The 17,492-nt window shown below is 66.4% G+C and carries 16 protein-coding genes and 2 pseudogenes; 13 read left to right on the forward strand and 5 right to left on the reverse strand.

What is annotated here, in order from left to right:
* The first annotated feature begins 17 nt into the window (after positions 1–17).
* The 3 genes from rpmI to OG716_RS01930 all read left to right on the forward strand — a co-directional run bounded on the left by rpmI (position 18) and on the right by OG716_RS01930 (position 1,526).
* Complete coding sequence (rpmI, locus tag OG716_RS01920) at positions 18–212, forward strand: 50S ribosomal protein L35 (protein ID WP_355128466.1); 195 nt, start codon at positions 18–20, stop codon at positions 210–212.
* 92 nt (positions 213–304) lie between these two features.
* A complete protein-coding gene (gene rplT / locus OG716_RS01925) occupies positions 305–685 on the forward strand; it encodes a 50S ribosomal protein L20 (RefSeq protein WP_327140803.1) in 381 nt (126 codons plus the stop codon).
* A 40-nt stretch (positions 686–725) separates the two neighbouring features.
* Positions 726–1,526, forward strand: coding sequence for a TrmH family RNA methyltransferase (locus tag OG716_RS01930; RefSeq protein ID WP_405139458.1), 801 nt, complete (start codon positions 726–728; stop codon positions 1,524–1,526).
* A 109-nt stretch (positions 1,527–1,635) separates the two neighbouring features.
* Here the strand turns inward: OG716_RS01930 and OG716_RS01935 are convergent, their stop codons facing one another.
* The gene (locus OG716_RS01935) at positions 1,636–2,199 is read right to left on the reverse strand and encodes a TetR/AcrR family transcriptional regulator (RefSeq protein WP_405135987.1); all 564 of its coding nucleotides are present in this window, start codon (positions 2,197–2,199) and stop codon (positions 1,636–1,638) included.
* Between the two features lie 102 nt (positions 2,200–2,301).
* Here OG716_RS01935 and OG716_RS01940 point away from each other — a divergent pair, with 102 nt between their 5' ends.
* Positions 2,302–3,783, forward strand: a complete 1,482-nt coding sequence (locus OG716_RS01940) for an MFS transporter (protein ID WP_405135988.1) — start codon at positions 2,302–2,304, stop codon at positions 3,781–3,783.
* Here OG716_RS01940 and OG716_RS01945 read toward each other — a convergent pair.
* On the reverse strand, positions 3,754–4,116 hold the full coding sequence (locus OG716_RS01945; protein ID WP_405135989.1) for a winged helix-turn-helix transcriptional regulator: 363 nt from the start codon (positions 4,114–4,116) through the stop codon (positions 3,754–3,756). The two genes, OG716_RS01940 and OG716_RS01945, sit on opposite strands and share 30 nt — an antisense overlap.
* A 186-nt stretch (positions 4,117–4,302) precedes the next feature.
* On the opposite strand from OG716_RS01945, the gene pheS reads away from it, so the two are divergent.
* The 3 genes from pheS to OG716_RS01960 all read left to right on the forward strand — a co-directional run bounded on the left by pheS (position 4,303) and on the right by OG716_RS01960 (position 9,076).
* The gene (gene pheS / locus OG716_RS01950; protein ID WP_355128454.1) at positions 4,303–5,364 is read left to right on the forward strand and encodes a phenylalanine--tRNA ligase subunit alpha; all 1,062 of its coding nucleotides are present in this window, start codon (positions 4,303–4,305) and stop codon (positions 5,362–5,364) included.
* Positions 5,365–5,399: 35 nt separating this feature from the next.
* Complete coding sequence (gene pheT / locus OG716_RS01955) at positions 5,400–7,901, forward strand: phenylalanine--tRNA ligase subunit beta (protein WP_405135990.1); 2,502 nt, start codon at positions 5,400–5,402, stop codon at positions 7,899–7,901.
* Between the two features lie 392 nt (positions 7,902–8,293).
* Complete coding sequence (locus OG716_RS01960) at positions 8,294–9,076, forward strand: alpha/beta hydrolase (protein WP_405135991.1); 783 nt, start codon at positions 8,294–8,296, stop codon at positions 9,074–9,076.
* A gap of 3 nt (positions 9,077–9,079) precedes the next feature.
* Here OG716_RS01960 and rho read toward each other — a convergent pair.
* Positions 9,080–10,234, reverse strand: a pseudogene (gene rho / locus OG716_RS01965) (transcription termination factor Rho); the annotation flags it as partial.
* Positions 10,235–10,633: 399 nt separating this feature from the next.
* Between rho and OG716_RS01970 the strand changes: the two are divergent.
* The 5 genes from OG716_RS01970 to OG716_RS01990 all read left to right on the forward strand — a co-directional run bounded on the left by OG716_RS01970 (position 10,634) and on the right by OG716_RS01990 (position 14,533).
* A complete protein-coding gene (locus OG716_RS01970) occupies positions 10,634–11,143 on the forward strand; it encodes a PspA/IM30 family protein (RefSeq protein WP_405135992.1) in 510 nt (169 codons plus the stop codon).
* Between the two features lie 36 nt (positions 11,144–11,179).
* Entirely contained in the window at positions 11,180–12,223 is a 1,044-nt protein-coding gene (locus OG716_RS01975) for a hypothetical protein (RefSeq protein ID WP_405135993.1), read from the forward strand.
* A gap of 50 nt (positions 12,224–12,273) precedes the next feature.
* Positions 12,274–12,642 (forward strand): DUF6188 family protein, encoded by a 369-nt coding sequence (locus OG716_RS01980; protein ID WP_405135994.1) that lies wholly within the window; start codon positions 12,274–12,276, stop codon positions 12,640–12,642.
* 414 nt (positions 12,643–13,056) lie between these two features.
* Positions 13,057–13,788, forward strand: a complete 732-nt coding sequence (locus tag OG716_RS01985) for a helix-turn-helix domain-containing protein (RefSeq protein WP_405135995.1) — start codon at positions 13,057–13,059, stop codon at positions 13,786–13,788.
* A 16-nt stretch (positions 13,789–13,804) separates the two neighbouring features.
* Complete coding sequence (locus OG716_RS01990) at positions 13,805–14,533, forward strand: helix-turn-helix domain-containing protein (RefSeq protein ID WP_405135996.1); 729 nt, start codon at positions 13,805–13,807, stop codon at positions 14,531–14,533.
* A 45-nt stretch (positions 14,534–14,578) separates the two neighbouring features.
* On the opposite strand, the gene OG716_RS01995 is transcribed toward OG716_RS01990, so the two are convergent.
* Positions 14,579–15,079, reverse strand: a complete 501-nt coding sequence (locus OG716_RS01995) for a nitroreductase/quinone reductase family protein (protein WP_405135997.1) — start codon at positions 15,077–15,079, stop codon at positions 14,579–14,581.
* 87 nt (positions 15,080–15,166) lie between these two features.
* Positions 15,167–16,819 carry an LCP family protein gene (locus OG716_RS02000; RefSeq protein WP_405135998.1) on the reverse strand — a complete coding sequence of 551 codons (1,653 nt, stop codon included), beginning with the start codon at positions 16,817–16,819 and terminating at the stop codon, positions 15,167–15,169.
* Between the two features lie 165 nt (positions 16,820–16,984).
* Between OG716_RS02000 and OG716_RS02005 the strand changes: the two are divergent.
* Positions 16,985–17,443: pseudogene (locus OG716_RS02005) on the forward strand (GntP family permease); the annotation flags it as partial.
* Positions 17,444–17,492: the final 49 nt, after the last annotated feature.

Genomic DNA, 17,492 nt, shown 5'->3' on the forward strand with positions numbered 1-17,492 from the left:
GACAGATTGAGGAATCCATGCCGAAGATGAAGAAGCACAGCGGTGCCTCGAAGCGATTCAAGGTGACCGGCACGGGCAAGCTCATGCGTGAGCAGGCCAACCGTCGCCACCTGCTCGAGCACAAGTCCTCGCGCCGGACTCGCCGTCTGGAAGGCACGGAGGTCGTCGCCAAGGTGGACGTTCCTCGCGTCAAGAAGCTGCTCGGCCTCTAAGGCTGCGTCAGCACCTCGCGTTCTCGAACGCCAGCAACCGACCCCCTCCCGGGCGCAACCGCAGCGCCCGCCGATCGATCAAGGACTGACAAGTGGCACGCGTCAAAAGGGCCGTCAACGCTCATAAGAAGCGCCGTTCCGTACTCGAGGCCTCCAAGGGCTACCGCGGGCAGCGCTCGCGGCTGTACCGCAAGGCCAAGGAGCAGCAGCTCCACTCGCTCACTTACGCGTACCGCGACCGTAAGGCGCGCAAGGGTGACTTCCGCAAGCTGTGGATTGCTCGTATCAACGCCGCCGCGCGTCTGAACGACATCACCTACAACCGCTTCATCCAGGGCCTCAAGCTCGCGGAGATCGAGGTTGACCGCAAGATCCTGGCCGAGCTGGCCGTCTCCGACGCCGAGGCGTTCGCCGGCCTCGTCGCCCTGGCGAAGGCTGCGCTGCCGGAAGACGTCAACGCTCCGGCCGCTTAAGCCGGATTGCGTGACAACACAGCAGAATTCGGAACGACCCGTGGAAGCGCTCTCCGAGCGCAATTCCCGGGTCGTTTCGGCTGTCAAACTGCATCGGGCTCCGGTACGCCGCAAGAGCGGGCTGTTCCTGGCCGAGGGCGCGAACTCGGTGGAGTCGGCCTTCGAGACCGGGCGTATCGAGGAGCTGTTCTACTCTGCCAAGATCGCCGGCCGCGAACATCAGCTGGTGGCCGGCGCCGCCGCCTCGGGAGTGCGCACCACACTGGTGAGCGACCGGGCCGCGGAAATGCTGGGGGAGACCGTGACTCCCGCCGGCCTGTTCGCCGTCTGCCGTTCCGTGGACGTGCCGCTGCACGAGGTGCTGAGCGCCGCGCCGACCCTGCTGGCCGTGCCGGTGGAGATCGCCGATCCCGGTAATGCCGGCACCCTCATCCGTGTCGCGGATGCCGTGGGCGCCGATGGTGTGGTGCTGGCCGGTGATTCGGTCGATCCGCACAATGGCAAATGCGTGCGGTCCGCCGCGGGCAGCCTCTTCCACGTACCCCTCGCTCGCGAGCGCGATACCGAGAAGGTGCTGTCCTCCCTCGAACAGGCGGGCATCACCATTCTGGCGACCACCGCCAAGGGCGAGGTCGACCTCGACGAGGCCGATGAGCTACTGAGCGGACCGGTCGCCTGGTTGTTCGGCAACGAAGCGCACGGCCTCGACCGTGCCATCGCCGACCGCGCCACCCACCGCGTGCGCATCCCCATCCACGGCCGCGCCGAAAGCCTGAATCTCGCAGCGGCGGCATCGATCTGCCTCTACGCCAGCGCCCGCGTCCAGTACGCGGCCCGCTGAATCCACTCATCGACCGCACAGCCCGTGTCCCCACCGCACATGCCGATGAGGCTTGTCCGGTAGCGATACGGGCTGTGTGGTTCGAATAGGCCGTGCCGAGGGCTCGCCCTCAGGCTTCGCCGTAATCGCCGATCAACTCGGTGGCCCACGGCATTTCGATGGCGTCGGCTCCGACCAGCTGCATGGCGGTCATATCGGTCAGCAACATGCCCATCGCCATGAACAGGCGGACCTCCTCCACCGACGCGGAGGTCAGTTCGCGCACAATCTGATAGATGCCGCCGAAGCGCGTGCGTACCGCTGCTCCGATCGTCGGATCGGCACTTGCCGCGAAGCCGTGCAGCAGTATCAGGGGTAGTTCGCGTTCATTCAGGAAGTTCGTATAACTGGGGCCGATGGCGGCCAGTCGCTCCTCGGGCGTGGCATCTGCGGGGACGCGGGCGGCGGCGACCCGGAAATTCTCCTCGATCCGATCACAGCTGTGGTTCACCGCCGCCAGGAACAGCTGCTGCTTGGTGCCGAAGAGGCGGATGACATACGGCTGAGAGACACCCGCGAGGCGCGCGATCTCATCGGTTTTCGTTCCGGCGTAACCGGATTGGGCGAAGGCGGTGACGGCGGCCCGCAGCACTTCCTCGCCGCGCTCACTGGCGGTCATACGGGTTCTCGTCACAGCTTCGGCCTCCTCGTCATTGGGGAATCATAGTCACCATTGACATGTTATCAGTCGATGCATACTCTCTTGTTATCAGTCGATACCAACTAGGGGCATGATATGACTGGAACTCTCGAAACCTCCTCTGGCACAGCGGGGGCGGCGCGCAAGCCCCCGGTGGCCGCGGTCCTGGCCGCGGTCGGCATCCCCATGTTCATGGCGACGCTCGACAATCTGGTGGTCGCCAATGCGCTGCCGGTGATCAAGCACGATCTGGGCGCCTCCCTCACGGACCTGCAGTGGTTCGTGAACGCGTACACCCTCGCGTTCGCCTCGCTGCTTCTCACCGCCTCGGCGCTGGGCGACCGGCTCGGTCGCCGCCGGCTGTTCATGATCGGCATCAGCGTGTTCACCGCGGCCTCGGCGGCCTGCGCCATGGCCTCGGAGCCGTGGATGCTGATCCTGTTCCGCGCGATTCAGGGCTTCGGCGCGGCGGCCATCATGCCGCTCTCGCTCACACTGCTGTCCGCCTCGGTCCCGGAGAAGATGCGCAGCGCGGCCATCGGCATCTGGGGTGGCATCTCCGGGCTCGGCGTGGCGCTCGGCCCGGTGGTCGGCGGCGCGGTGGTGAGCGGTCTGAGCTGGCAGTGGATCTTCTGGCTGAATGTGCCCATCGGTATTGTCGCGGTGCCGCTGGTGGCGCGGGTGCTGAGCGAATCCTACGGCGGCGCACGGCGATTGGACGTGGTCGGGCTACTGCTCTCGGCCGGTGGCGTGCTCGCGGTGGTGTGGGGCGTCATTCACGGCGCGGACGACGGCTGGACCTCCGCGGTTGTACTCGGCGGATTGCTCGGCGGCGCAGCGCTGCTCGTGGCATTCATCGCCTGGGAGCTGCGGGTCACCGATCCGATGCTGCATCTGCGCATGTTCCGCAATCGCGGTTTCAGCGTCATCAATGCGGTGGCGTTCACCTTCGCGGTCGGTGTCTTCGGCTCGATCTTCCTGCTGGTCCAGTACTTCCAGGTGGTACAGGGCTACACGCCGCTGCAATCGGGCATCCGCACCCTGCCGTGGACCATGGCCCCGATGGTGGTGGCCCCGCTCGCCGGCCTGATCGTCGACCGCGTCGGCCCCCGTGTGCTGGTCGCTACCGGTCAGGTGTTCCTGGCCGCCGCCCTGGGCTGGATGGCCATGATCACCACGGTCGACGTCTCCTACGGCTCGTTCGTGCTGCCGTTCATCCTCGGCGGCATCGGTATGGGCCTGACCTTCGCGCCCACCGCCACCGTCGTCATGGCGAGCGCGTCGTCCGATGATCAGGGCATGGCCTCGGGCGCGAACAATACGATCCGTGAGGTCGGCGTGGCCATGGGTGTCGCGGTGCTGGCCTCCGTCTTCGCCTCGCACGGCGGCTACACGACCCCGCAGAGCTATGTCGACGGCCTGGCTCCCGCCATCGGTGTCGGCGCCGTCATCGTGGCGGTCGGCGCGGTGGTCGCACTGTTCCTCCCCGGCCGCAAGGGTCTGCTTTCGAAGATCGCTACTGCTGCCCGGTGTGAGGCAGAGCGTGATTCAGAGCCCGGGCTCGCTCCACTTCATTGATATCCACTGCCGCAGCGCGCTGATCGGTTCAGCGAGGCTGCGGCCCAGTGGCGTCAGCTGGTATTCCACTCGCGGTGGAATGGTGGGATGCATTGTGCAGGTGAGGAATCTGTCGCCTTCCAGGCTGCGCAGGGTTTGCGTGAGCATCTTCTGCGAGACACCGCCGATGCGGCGGGACAGTTCGGTGTAGCGCATGGTGTCCTGCTGCAGCAGGACGTCCACTACGAAGATCGTCCACTTCCCGGCAATGTGGTCCAGGACCTGTCTGGTGGGGCATTTGGGGGAGTAGACGTCGGCGGGCAGTCCCGAGGATTCGACGACCGTCGAGCGCACTGTTTTCCGCGAGACCTACCCGATCGCGTGACCGGATGCGGGCCGCGCGCACCACGCCGGGAGGGTGCGTGCGGCCTGCGATAAAAGCGGATGAACCGGGCTGATTACAACGACTACGATTCGACCAGCAAGAATGGACAGGAAATTCCGCCCGACCCGTACCAGCCAGGGGAGTGACGAACCATCGTGGCCGACGACATCGACCGTGCCGAGCAGACCGCGGCGCTGACCGAGGAATCCCTCGCCGCCGCCGCGGAGGCCGCTGAGAAGGCGTTCGCCGCCGCCGCCGACCTGGACGCGCTCGCGAGCGCGAAAACCGAGTACATGGGCGGAAAGTCGCCGATCGCACTGGCGCAGCGCTCGCTGGGCACGCTGCCCAAGGAGGAGAAGTCCGACGCGGGCAAGCGGGTGAACGTGGCCCGCCAGCGCGTGACGCAGGCGTACGAGGCCCGTAATACCGAACTGCTCGCCGAGCGTGATGCCGCGGTGCTGGTGGCCGAGGCCATCGACGTGACCCTGCCCGCCCGGCGCGGCGCGGTCGGTGCGCGGCACCCCATCAACGCTCTCTCCGAGCGTGTCGGCGATGTGTTCGTGGCCATGGGCTGGGAGATCGCCGAAGGTCCCGAGGTGGAGACCGAGCATTTCAACTTCGACGCCCTGAACTTCCTGCCGGATCATCCGGCGCGCACCATGCAGGACACCTTCCATATCGCCCCCGAGGGTTCGCGCCAGGTGCTGCGCACGCACACCTCACCGGTGCAGGTGCGCTCCATGCTTTCTCGTGAGCTGCCCATCTATGTGGTGTGCCCCGGTCGCACCTTCCGCACCGATGAGCTCGATGCCACGCACACCCCGGTGTTCTCCCAGGTGGAGGGTCTGGCCATCGACAAGGGCCTGACCATGGCGCATCTGAAGGGCACCCTGGACGCGTTCGCGCGCTCGCTCTTCGGCCCGAACACCACCACCCGCATGCGGCCCAGCTTCTTCCCCTTCACCGAACCGTCCGCCGAGGTGGACGTGTGGTTCGAGGACAAGAAGGGCGGTCCGGGCTGGGTCGAATGGGGCGGCTGCGGCATGGTGAATCCGAAGGTGCTCATTGCCAGCGGGATCGATCCCGAGGTGTACAGCGGTTTCGCCTTCGGCATGGGTTTGGAGCGGACTCTGCAGTTCCGCAACGGCCTGCCCGATATGCGCGACATCGTCGAGGGCGACGTGCGCTTCACGCTGCCCTTCGGCATCCAAGCCTGAGCCCACCCCACTCCAACGAGGAAGCGAAACGTCAAGTGCGAGTAGCGCAGTCCTGGCTGACGGAAATCCTGCAGCGCACCACCCCCGGGTGGTCGGTGACGCCGGAGGAGCTCGACGCGGGGTTCGTCCGGGTCGGCCTGGAGGTCGAAGAGGTCCAGCAGCTGCAGCGGGTGGGCGGCGAGATCGAGCATCCGCTGGTGGTCGGCCGGGTTGCCGAGATCACCGAGCTGACCGAGTTCAAGAAGCCCATCCGATTCTGCAAGGTCGAGATCGGTAAGCCCGAGCTGCAGGAGATCGTCTGCGGCGCAAGGAATTTCGCCGTCGGTGATCTGGTGGTCGTGGTGCTGCCGGGTGGTGAGCTGCCGGGCGGCTTCAAGATCGCCTCGCGCAAGACCTACGGGCACACCTCCAACGGCATGATCTGCTCGGTCGCGGAACTGGCCATCGGCAAGGACCACAACGGCATTCTGGTGCTCGAGCCCGGCACCGCTGAGCCCGGTACCGATGCCAATGAGCTGCTGGGCCTGGACGATACGGTCATCGAGCTGGCCATCACGCCCGACCGCGGTTACGCCTTCTCGGCGCGCGGTCTGGCGCGCGAGCTGGCCTGCGGCTTCGACCTGGAATTCCAGGATCCGGCCGTGCGGTCGCTGCCCGACGCCGATGCCGAGGCGTGGCCGGTGCGGCTCGAGCCCGAATCGCTGTGCACGCGTTTCGCGGTGCGCAAGGTTGCCGGTATCGATCCGAAGGCCGTGAGCCCGTGGTGGTTGCAGCGGCGACTGCTGCTGTCGGGTGTGCGCCCGATCTCCCCGGCGGTCGATGTCACCAATTACGTCATGCTCGAACTGGGGCAGCCGCTGCACGCCTTCGATGCCGCGAAGGTGTCGGGCGGACTCGTGGTGCGGCGTGCCAACAAGGGTGAAACCCTGCGCACCCTCGACGAGGTCGAGCGCACCCTCGATGCCGAGGATGTGGTGATCGCCGACGATTCCGGCGTCATCTCGCTCGCAGGCATCATGGGCGGCGCGAGCACCGAGGTCGGCGGGGAATCCACCGAGATCATTCTCGAGGCCGCGACCTGGAATCCGATCGCCGTGGCGCGCACCGCACGCAGGCACAAGCTGGGCTCCGAGGCCAGCCGCCGCTTCGAGCGCATTGTGGATCCGGAGCTCAATCTGGCCGCCCTGGACCGCGCCGCCGGTCTGCTGGCCGAGATTGCCGGTGGCACAGTCGAATCCGTGCTCACCGATGTGCGCGTGCCGGTTCCGGCCGTCGAGCCCATCGCCATGGATATCGATCTGGCCGATCGCATTGCGGGCGTGCACTACGCGCCCGGCGCTTCCACCCGCCGGCTGCAGCAGGTCGGCTGTGCGGTCGATGTCGGCGTCAGCGAGGCCGGGCACGGTCAGTTGATCGTCACCCCGCCGAGCTGGCGGCCCGATCTCACCCAGCCCGCCGATCTGGTGGAGGAGGTGCTGCGGCTGGAGGGTCTGGACAAGATTCCGTCGGTGCTGCCCACCGCCCCGGCCGGTCGCGGACTGACCGCCGAGCAGAAGCGCCGCCGCGCGGTCAGCAAGGCCCTGGCGTTCGAGGGCTGCGTCGAGGTGCCGGTGCCGGTGTTCATGTCCCGCGAGGTGTTCGACACCTGGGGCCTGCCCGCCGACGATCCGCGCCGCAACACCATGCGTGTGCTCAACCCGCTCGATGCGGATCGGCCCGAACTGGCCTCGACGCTGCTGCCGGGTCTGCTGGAAGTGGCCGCCCGCAATATCTCTCGCGGTGAGCGCGATCTGGCCATCTACGGGATCGCCCAGGTGGTGCGCCGGACCGAGCAGACCGCGCCGGTCGGCCCGCTGCCGGTGGACCGCCGTCCCACCGAGGACGAGATCGGCGCGCTGCTGCGCTCCCTGCCCGATCAGCCCGTGCATGTGGCCGCCGTGCTGACCGGCAAGCGCGAACCGCGCGGACCGTGGGGCCCCGGTCGCGCGGTCGAGGCCGCCGATGCCTTCGGTCTGGTCGATGTGGTCGGCGAGGCCGCGGGTGTGCTCATCGAGCGCCGGGCCGTGGCCTTCCTGCCGTGGCATCCGGGTCGTGGCGCCGAACTGCTGGTCGACGGTGCCGTGGTCGGTCACGCCGGTGAACTGCATCCGGCGGTGCTGGAGCGATCCGGTCTGCCGCCGCGCACCTGCGCCGTGGTGATCGATCTCGATGCGCTGCCGCTGCGCGAAAACCGGCCCACCCCGGTGGTTTCGCCGTTCCCGGCGGTACTGCAGGACGTGTCGGTGAGTGTCGCCAAGACGGTTCCGGCCGCCTCGGTGGAGGCCGCACTGCGCTCCGGCGCGGGCGAGCTGCTGGACAAGATCTCGCTGTTCGACGTGTACGAGGGCGCGCAGGCCGGTGAGGGCCGTAAATCCCTCACCTACGCGCTGCGCTTCCGTGCCATCGACCGCACGCTGACCGAGGACGAGGCCAGTGCGGCCCGCGACTCGGCGGTGGCGGCCGCGGCGGATGCCGTGGGTGCGGTGCTCCGTGGATAGTGTTCGAGCTAGCTAGATAGCTAGAACACTAACGGCGTCATCGCGTAGCATGAGCGACATCACCTTGGTGATGGCTGAGAGGGTGGAGCGCCGCGCGATCGACGCCCCACCCGGATGGGTTACCTGATCCAACTAATCAGTCGGATCAGGCACAGGACCCCGGCGACTGCGGCAGCACCCATTGCAAAAGGTGCTCAGTTGATCGGGGTTTCCTGTTTCAGGGAATGTTTCCCCACGCCCATCACCTCCTCTCTGGCAAGGCGGCAGGGATCAGGTAAGCCGCCACACCCCCTCGAGAAGAGTTGGCCTCACGATACTTGCTGGCAAGAATGCTGCGGGTTGCTTTGGCGGGTCCCGTTTTTCAATACCTCACGGTCCGGTAAGAAGGGTGTATGCGGCATCCGGCACGACCTGTACTCAATGCGCTGACTTATGTCCCGGATCGGCGCATCATCATGACCCCGGAGCAGTTCGGGGTCGAGTACGAGGATCTGTCCCTGCGGACCACGGACGGGGTGACCGTCAACGCCTGGTTCGTGCGGGCGGCCGGGGAACCGTTGGCGCACATCCTGTTCGCGCACGGCAATGGCGGCAATATCGGTGATCGGTCGCCGATTCTGGCGCTGCTGTCGGCGGCCGGTTTCGATGTGCTGGTCTTCGACTATCGCGGATTCGGCCGCAGCGGTGGGCGACCGAGCGAGGAGGGCACGTACCTGGATGCGCGGGCGGCGCGCGACGCTCTGCTCGCACAGCCGGGAATCGATCCGAATCGGATTGTGTACCTGGGGAAATCGCTCGGCGGCGGGGTCATGCTGGAGCTGGCGACGGCGTATCCGCCCGCGGCGCTGGTGCTCATGTCGACCTTCACCGGGCTGCGGGATGCGGCGGGGGCCGTCTATCCGTATCTGCCCAAAGTGGTGGTGCCCGATGCCTATCCGAGTCTGCGGCGGATTCGGCGGCTGCGGTGCCCGGTGCTGATCATGCACGGCGATGCCGATGAAATGCTGCCGGTGCGGATGGGGCGCACGCTCTACGAAGCGGCTCCGGAGCCCAAGGAACTGGTGATCTATCCGGGTGGTGCGCACAATGATCTGGTGCTGATTCCGGGGTGGTCGGGCACGGTCGCGGCTTGGGCCGCGAAGGTGCTGCCGCCCAAGCGGCTGACCTCCGGATAGTGCTTACTTACGAATGATGTTCGCGAGGAACTCGGCATTGCTGCCGGTCCGGCGCAGACCGTCGAGCATCAGGTCCAGCGCGCGCTGATCATCGAGCTCGGACAATGTCCGGCGGAGCTTGTCGACCGCGTCGTGCTCGGCGGGAACCATCAGCAGCTCATCGCGGCGGGTGCTGGAGCGGGTGACGTCGACCGCGGGGAAGACGCCCCGGCTCGCGAGAGTGCGGTCGAGCTTGAGTTCGGCATTGCCGGTGCCCTTGTACTCCTCGAAGATCACGGTGTCGCCGAGCGAACCGGTCTCCACCAGCGTGGTGGCGACAATGGTGAGCGAGCCGCCGTGCTCGATATTGCGGGCCGCGCCGAGGAACTTCTTGGGCGGCAGCAGTGCGGCGGAATCCACACCGCCGGAAAGGATTCGGCCCGAGGCCGGTCCGGAGGTGTTGTACGCGCGGGCCAGCCGGGTGAGCGAATCGAGCAGTACGACAACGTCATGTCCCTGTTCGACGAGCCGCTTGGCGCGTTCGATGGCCAGTTCCGCGAGTGCGGTCTGCTGCGCCGGTGAGTGATCGAAGGTGGCGGCGACAACCTCGGCGGGAACGCCGCGGGAGAGGTCGGTGACCTCCTCGGGCCGTTCGCCGACCAGCACCATCATGAGGTGGACCTCGGGATGATTCGCGGCGATGCCGTGCGCGATCGCCTGCAGCACAGAGGTTTTGCCTGCCTTGGGCGGTGCGACGATGAGGGCGCGCTGACCCTTGCCGATCGGCATGATCAGGTCGGTGACCCGGGTGGTGAGCTTGTGCGGCTCGGTCTCCAGGCGCAGGCGTTCATCGGGATGGATGGGTGTCAGTTCGCCGAAGTGCGGGCGGGCAAGGGCTTCGCTCGCCGGCCGGCCGTTGACGGTGTCGATGCGCACCAGCGTTGCGGCCTTGCCGCCCTTGGCATTCGACTGGTGGGCATTCGACTGGTGGGCATTCGACTGATTCGGGGTACTCGGGCGCACCAGTGCGGTCACGAGATCGCCACGGCGCAAACCGAATTCGCGAACCAGCCGGGTGGGTACCGAGATATCGGCCGGGTCGGGCAGGTAGCCGCTGCTGCGCAGGGTTGCCGTATTGCCGCTGATATCGAGGATTCCCGTTGCGGGCGAAAGTGTTTCGATGGTGTCGAGAACCGGCGGAGCGGTCTGCTCGATGGATGTGGACGGGGTGGACTTGGGTGTGGCGGCGCGATTGCGGGCCGGCCGGTTTTCGATGGTGGTCATGATTGTTCTCCTGTGAAAGGCATCCGGTGGCTTACGCACCGGGAGTGTGTATCTGGAACGGTCGCATACGACCGGGGGCGGGCGCCGGGACGGCGGGCCGCGGGTGATCCGAGTGGGAGTGCGCGGGTAGCTCAGAACTACTGCCGGAAAACTGACTCGGAAAGGAGGAAAACTTGTGGGAGGGACCTGCGTCTACCTACATCCACGGGGTTACAACACAGCCTACCATACGCCGTGCCTGCTGTCAGCGCAATGGGGCCGTGGTGGTGGCGCATGCTGCGTAGCCTGGTCCGTATGAGCATTGCCGAGGATCTCGTATCGGAATTGGCGAAGCTGCCGGACGCCGAACTGGCGGCAGTCGTGGCGCGGGCCAGCGACGGCCGGGCCGGCTTGAGTGCGCTGCACGAGGTGGCGGCGGCAGTGGCGGCCACGGTGGGTCATGCACCCGACTACATCGATGTGACTCCGGACACTGATCCGGCGCCCGGCTCGCCGCCGCTGGCTGTTCCTGTCACATCGGACCAGGTAGAGGGGGGTCCGGCGGGCGCCGGGCTACCACTGCCTCCGGTCGGTATACCGATCGCGCCAGGCATTGGCGGGTATACGACATCGGGCGTCCCTACTTTCGAGTCAGTTCGCGATAAGGTCGAGCAGCGCTACGGCACCGCACAGGGGATGGACGAGCTCGATCGGCAGACGCCCGCGGGTCGTAGCGTCGAGGAACAGTGGGACGCGCGGCAGAAAACCGCGCGGGAACGCCTGGAACAGATTCGAAAATCGATGCACGGCAACGATTCCGACTGAACTCGGCGGTCTTTTCTTGACGATGGGTGGAACCCTATGACCGAGCCGCGCGAAATCGCCGAACGGCTGCTCGACCTGCAAGTCGACTTCATTCTCGCCGAGGTGACCGGTGATCGCTTCACCGAGGTGATCGGCCGCGATGTGGAGGCGGTGATCGGCATTGCCGACACCATCATCTTCCGCGATGTGGTGGAGCTCGACCAGGCCAAGCAGACGGTGGCCACAATTATCAATCTGATCGGCGGCAGCCCCGTCCTACAGGAGATGGTCGGCCAGCTGTCGCTCTCGCTGTATGACGATATCGCCGCGAACAATGACTACACCCTCGGCGACGTGGTGGAGCGCGAGCCGGTGGAGCAGCTGCTGGAGAAGATCTTCGGCATGCACCAGGCGCAGGAGCGAATCCTGGAGCGGCTCACCGAGAGTCCGCTCATCGCCACCGTGGCCTCCAAGTTCGTGGACAAGCTGATCTCCGATTTCATGGAGAGCAATCGGCAGATGGCGAACAAGATCCCGGGCGTCGGCTCGCTGGTCTCGCTCGGCACCTCCGCGGCCAAGCAGGCCCGCAAGGCCGCCGAGAAGGCCACCGGCGACGGCACCTTCCTCGGCGAAATGGCCGGTAAGGGAGCGCAATTCGCGCTCAAGCGGACCAATAACGCGATTCGCGAAATGCTGCGGGACGCGCCGGTGCACGATGCCGCCATGGAATTCTGGGATCTGCACGCCGGTGAGCCGGTGAGCGGTCTGCGCGAGTACCTCTCGCAGCAGGATCTGCAGGATCTGGCGCTGATCATCTACCGCATCGCGCTCACCACGCGCGAGAAGGAGTACTTCGGCATCCTGGTCGACCAGGGCGTGGAGGTCTTCTTCGAGAAGTACGGCGATCACACCCTGGCCGCGCTGCTGCCGGAGCTGGGTCTGTCCGGTGAGGACATCGGCAAGGAGATCCTGCGCTACGGCCCCGCCGTGGTCGAGGCGGCCAAGCGAAACGGCGTGCTGGCCAAGCTGATTCGCGAACGTCTGGAGCCGTTCTTCGTGTCCGATCGGGTCATTGCCGTACTGGCGGAGGCCACCAAGTAGTAGTACGGCGCCCCGGCCTGCCGCCGGGGCGCCGATCCGCTGGAGGCGAGATGGATCTACCGATCACCGGTGAGCGCCTCACAGTGCTGTCGCCCGGCCCCTCGGTGCTCGTGCTGGGCGCGGGCTCCTACGAAATCCATATCGAGGGCGAACTGGTGCTGCACCGCACCGCCGCCGCCACCCTGCACCACATTGCCGGCGAAGCCCCGGCCGGGGCCCTGGCCGCCACGCTGGACAGCGTAATAGTCTCCGCCGCAGTGGATTCCGGTGGAACTCTGCGCATGCTCCTGGACTCCGGCACGCAGCTGGAGGTGGAACCCGACCGCTACTACGAGGCCTGGCACGTTACCGACCCGGGCATCTACCTCGTCGTCTGCATGCCCGGCGGAGAATTGGCGGTCTGGTCCGAAAAGGCTTGAACCGCAAAGTATTCGGTGTGCCCTTCCCCCGTGCGCTGCGGTCGGTGTGTGTGCCGGGGCACACACACCGACCGCAGCGTATCCGCGGCGTGCCGTATGTCGGTACGGCTCGCCGTGGCCGATGCACTGCGGCACGTTCTGCGGGTCGCCCATCATCCGCGACCCGAGTCCATGCCGTCCCCTCCGAGGCATCCCATGGTGGCCGTGCGGCATTGAACGGCCCTGGTGAGCATCCCGAGTGAGGTGCCCGCGCGTCAATCTGGATCCCTGTCCCAATTTGTCCCACTTGCACGGGTTGCGGTGAGGGCGAGATGGACTATGGAGTGCCCGCGGAGTCAATAGGACCGGCCGGTAGGTTTGCTTGCGGCAGTACGCACAGCGTCATCGGATTTCGGATGGGCAGGAGTAGCGAGGGTGGTCGGAGCACACTCGGCAATCGCGGGTGTCGTGCGCATGCGGCGCGAGGCGCTCGGCTTGACCCGTGCGGAACTCGCACGGCGCGCAGGGGTTTCGGAGGCGCTGATTCAGAAGGTGGAGCAGGGCACCCGGCAGCCCACCTCGGGTGCGCTCGGCGCATTGTTCGAGGCCCTGAATGTGCCGATGCTGTACCGCGAGCACGTCGCGAACGTGCTGCAGCCCGAGCTGACGGATATCTCCTTCTACGATGACGTGCCGGATCAGGACGAATTGGACTTCCTGACCTCACTGCCCTACCCGGCCTGCTATCAGACATTGCCGGGACTGGACCTCATTGCCGCCAATGACGCGTTCCTGCGGGCATTTCCGGGCTTGACGCCCGGCGCCAACATCATTGCGTGGATGCTGCTGGACCCGATCGCCCGTGATGTCCTGGGCGACTGGGAGACCCAGACACACTTGGTGGTGTGGGCTTTCCGGCATATGGCGCCCGGCATCACCGCGCCCGAACGCATCGAGCAGATTTCCGCGCTGTGCCGGACCTCGCCAGATTGGGAACGGTTCTGGTCGGCGGACATTCCCGACGTCGAGGCGCGCAGTTCCACCCGGGTGCGCTCACCGGAGACCGGCGATTTCATTCATATGGAGGTGCAGATCTTCCGCTGCGAGTTGCCCAGCCGGCAGTGGTGGATGTACACCATGACTCCGGTGCCGAGCCCGGAACAGTGATGGAGGAGTGGTAGGAGTGGTCGAGGCGCATTCGGCTATCGCGAACTTTCTGCGTTCGCGCCGGGAGGCCGCGGGGCTGACCCGCGCGGAACTCGCACGGCGGGCGGGGGTTTCGGAGGCATTGATCCAGAAGGTGGAACAGGGCATTCGGCAACCCACCGCGACCGCGCTGGGCGCGCTGTTCGGAGCATTGGACGTGCCGCCGCCGTACCGCGAACGGACCGCGGGCGCGCTATTGCCCGAATTGGCCGGGTTGTACGACGGCGGGGCCGCACCGAAGCCGGCCGAGCTGAGTTTCCTGAACAGCCTGCCCTGCCCGGCCTGCTATCAGACGACCCCCGGGTACGACCTGGTCGCGATCAATGACGCCCATCGCCGGTGGTTTCCGGGCTTGGAACCGGGCGACAATGTGCTCGAATGGATGCTGCTGGACCCGGTGGCCGTCGACATCATGGGTGATCGGTGGCGTGATCTGCGCACCATGGTGTACGCGTTCCGGCATATGGCGCCCGGGCCCGTCTCGCCCGAGCGGATCGAGGAGATCGCGGTCCGGTGCCGGCGCTCGCCGGACTGGGAGCAACTGTGGTCGGGGCCGCCGCCCGAAGGGCTTCCGGCCCGCACCACCCGGATTCGATCGCCCGAGACCGGCGAACTGACCGTCATGAACGTGCAACTCTTCCGCCGCGACGTGCCGCGCCGCGAATCGTTGCTGTACACCCTGTCGCCCGCGCGCCCCGCCGAATGACGACGGCCCGCTACGTCCGCCCGGCGCCTGCCGGGACGACCCCGATCAGTGTCCGGCCGCGCGGCTGAGCACCGCGATCGGGAACTCGCGGGTGCTCAGCGCCCGGTAGGTGGCGAAGTCGGGGTAACCGGCGACCAGTGTGCGCCAATGGGTTTCGTATTCGGCCGGGTCGGTGACCACGCGTACGTCGACGGGCCAGTTCTCGGCGCCGACCTGGACGCGGGCGGTGGGGGAGGCCGTCAGGTTCAGCCACCAGTTCGGGGTGCCGGGGTGGCCGCCGTTGGAGCCCGACACCAGCAGATCGTCGCCGGAGCGGATCAGCATGAGCATGACCGGACGTGGTTCGCCGGATTTGCGGCCGGTGACGATCAATTGGAAGACCGGTTTGCCCTGCAGCGTGGCGAGCTTGGTCCCGCCGGATCGGACGTAGATCCAGCTGTTCACGCGCGAATAGGCGCGTGCGCTCCAGCCGAGGTAGATGCTCGAGTAGTGATTGAACCGTCCACTCAAGGTGAGGGTGCCGGTTCCCGAATTCTTGCCTGCCATCTGTATCCCAATGCTCGACGCCGCGTAACGCGGCTCACTTTACATACTGTCCAGTGAGTCGTCAGGTGGCCGGTGGGACTGCGCGGATCAGTTCACGCAGGGGATATCCGAGCCGATGGTCGTGGTGACCGGCTTACCGTTGTCGGGGGCGCCGTCGGTGGTGGTCGTGGCTGCCGCTGCTGTTGCCTTGGAGGTGGTCGTGGTGCCGCCGGTGGTCGCGGCCGCCGGGTCGAGGGTTTCCGGAAGCTCGAAGTCGGTGCCCAGGACCAGTTTGATATGCCCGGCGGTGACATTCGAGGACGGGCTGGCGGAGACGCCGCCGAGCATATCGGTCAGCTGCTGGGCATCCGCGTCGGCGCCGGTGCCGTAGTAGATGACGGTGGAGCTGCCGTCGGAGGAGGTGGCATTGCTGACATCGCCGGTGGGGAATCCCTTGCCGCCCAGGGATTTCTGCACCTTGGCCGCCATACCGGGGGTGCCCGTGGCATTGACCACGTCGAGGGTGCTGGTGGGTGTGGTGCGCGGCGCGGCCGCGACGGCCGGCTGTTCCACACCGAAGGCGCTGCGCACGGTCTTCTTGATGGCGACCGGATCGATGATATTGACGTCCTGGCCGTCGACGGTGTCGTAGCGCAGTACCGGAAGCGTATCGAATTCGATCGAGGGCGAACCGGCGCGGCCCACGGTGGTGATGAAGTCGGTGAGGTTCCAGCCGTCCGAGAGCACCACATCCTTGTGCGCCACATCCATGAGCGCCTTGAGCTTGCCCACATTGGTGAGCGTGCCGGAATCCTTCAGCGATTTGGCGACCGAGGTGAGGAACGCCTGCTGCCGGTGCGTGCGGTCGAGGTCGCCATTGTCGAGGCCGTGGCGCTGGCGCACGAAGGCCAGGGCGTCCGAGCCGTCCAGATGCTGCTTGCCGGCGGGAAATTGGGCGCCGGAGTAGTAGCTGTCGTCCACCGCGTGATTGAGGCAGACGTCGACGCCGCCGAGCGCGGTGGCCAGATCGTAGAACCCGGCGAGCGAGACCTCGGCGAAACGGTTGATGGGAACGCCGGTGAGCGCCTTCACCGTCTGCACGATCGAGGTGCGCCCGGCCTCCCGGCCCTGCCGCTCCAGATCGACCTTGTCGGTGACGCCCTGCGCCTTGAGCTTCTCCTCGACCATGTACTTCTTCAGGCCGTACGACTCTTTGATCTTGGCGTGGTCGTAGCCGGTGATACCGGAGACCGGCACGTAGTCGTCACGCGGAATGGAGAAGGCGATGATCTTCTTCATATCCTTCGGAATATGCACGAGGATCAGGGAATTGGCGTTGTAGCCGCCCTCGGAGCCGTCACCGGCGTGCAGCTGGTCGAGGATCGCCTTCGGCAGATCGTTGCCGTTGAGATCCTTTCGGGTATCCAGCCCGATGAGCAGAATATTGATATCGCCGTCGAGGGTGCGGTCCTCCTCGGCGATCGCGCTGGAGCGGGTGAAACCCTGGTCCAGGGTGGTCTCCCCGTACCAGAGCACACCGGTGATGCCCATCACCCCGACGGTGACCAGCGACATGACACCGCGGCCGGCATAGCGCAGCCGCTTCGATTGCGCGGACGCCGGAGCTTCCGCGGCACGGCGATGCGAATTCGGCCGGGCGCGGCGGGTGCGCCGGGGCTCGGTCGGGGGCGTCTCAGCTGACCTGCGCGCACTGCCGGTGGGGCGGTAAACGGGGAGCTGTTCAGTGTCGTCGTCGTACATGGCTACGTCGAGTGTGCCGGAGGAGACCGGCTATGTCAGATCGGCCTCTGATTATGCCGGAATAAGCACCCTCGGGTGAATGAAATTGCACAGCCTTGCATAACCATCACGGCAGCGTGACTAGTCCTCGACGATGGCGGCGGCGTCGATTTCGACCAGAGCACCCTCACCGTTGAATCGCTGCGCCCGGTAGGCATGCTGCTGCTGGTGGCCGGCGCGGGCGCCTTCTTCGGAAAGGTCATCTCCGCCACCGGAATCGGCACGGCTCCGGCCCAAACCATGTCCGCCGCAGGTCTTCCGGTGATCGTGCTCGCCTATATCATCAGCTGTGGCCTGCGCATCGCCCAGGGTTCGGCCACCGTCGCCATCGTCACCACCGGTGGCATTGTCGCGCCGCTGGTGGCCGGCCACGACTACTCGCAGATGGCGCTGGCCCTGATCGCCATGTCCATCGCCGCGGGCTCGATTGTGCTGAGCCATGTCAATGACGGCGGCTTCTGGATCATCTCCAAGTTCTTCGATCTGACGGTCAAACAGACGCTGCAGACCTGGACGGTGCGGGAAACAGTGCTGTCGGTGGTGAGCTTCGCAGTGGCGGCGAGGCTTTTCGCTTTCGTGGCCTGAACTGCGCTGATCGAGGCTGGAAGGCCGATACGGCGGGGGTCTGCCGGAC

This window comes from Nocardia sp. NBC_01388, assembly GCF_045040085.1.
GTDB lineage: Bacteria > Actinomycetota > Actinomycetes > Mycobacteriales > Mycobacteriaceae > Nocardia.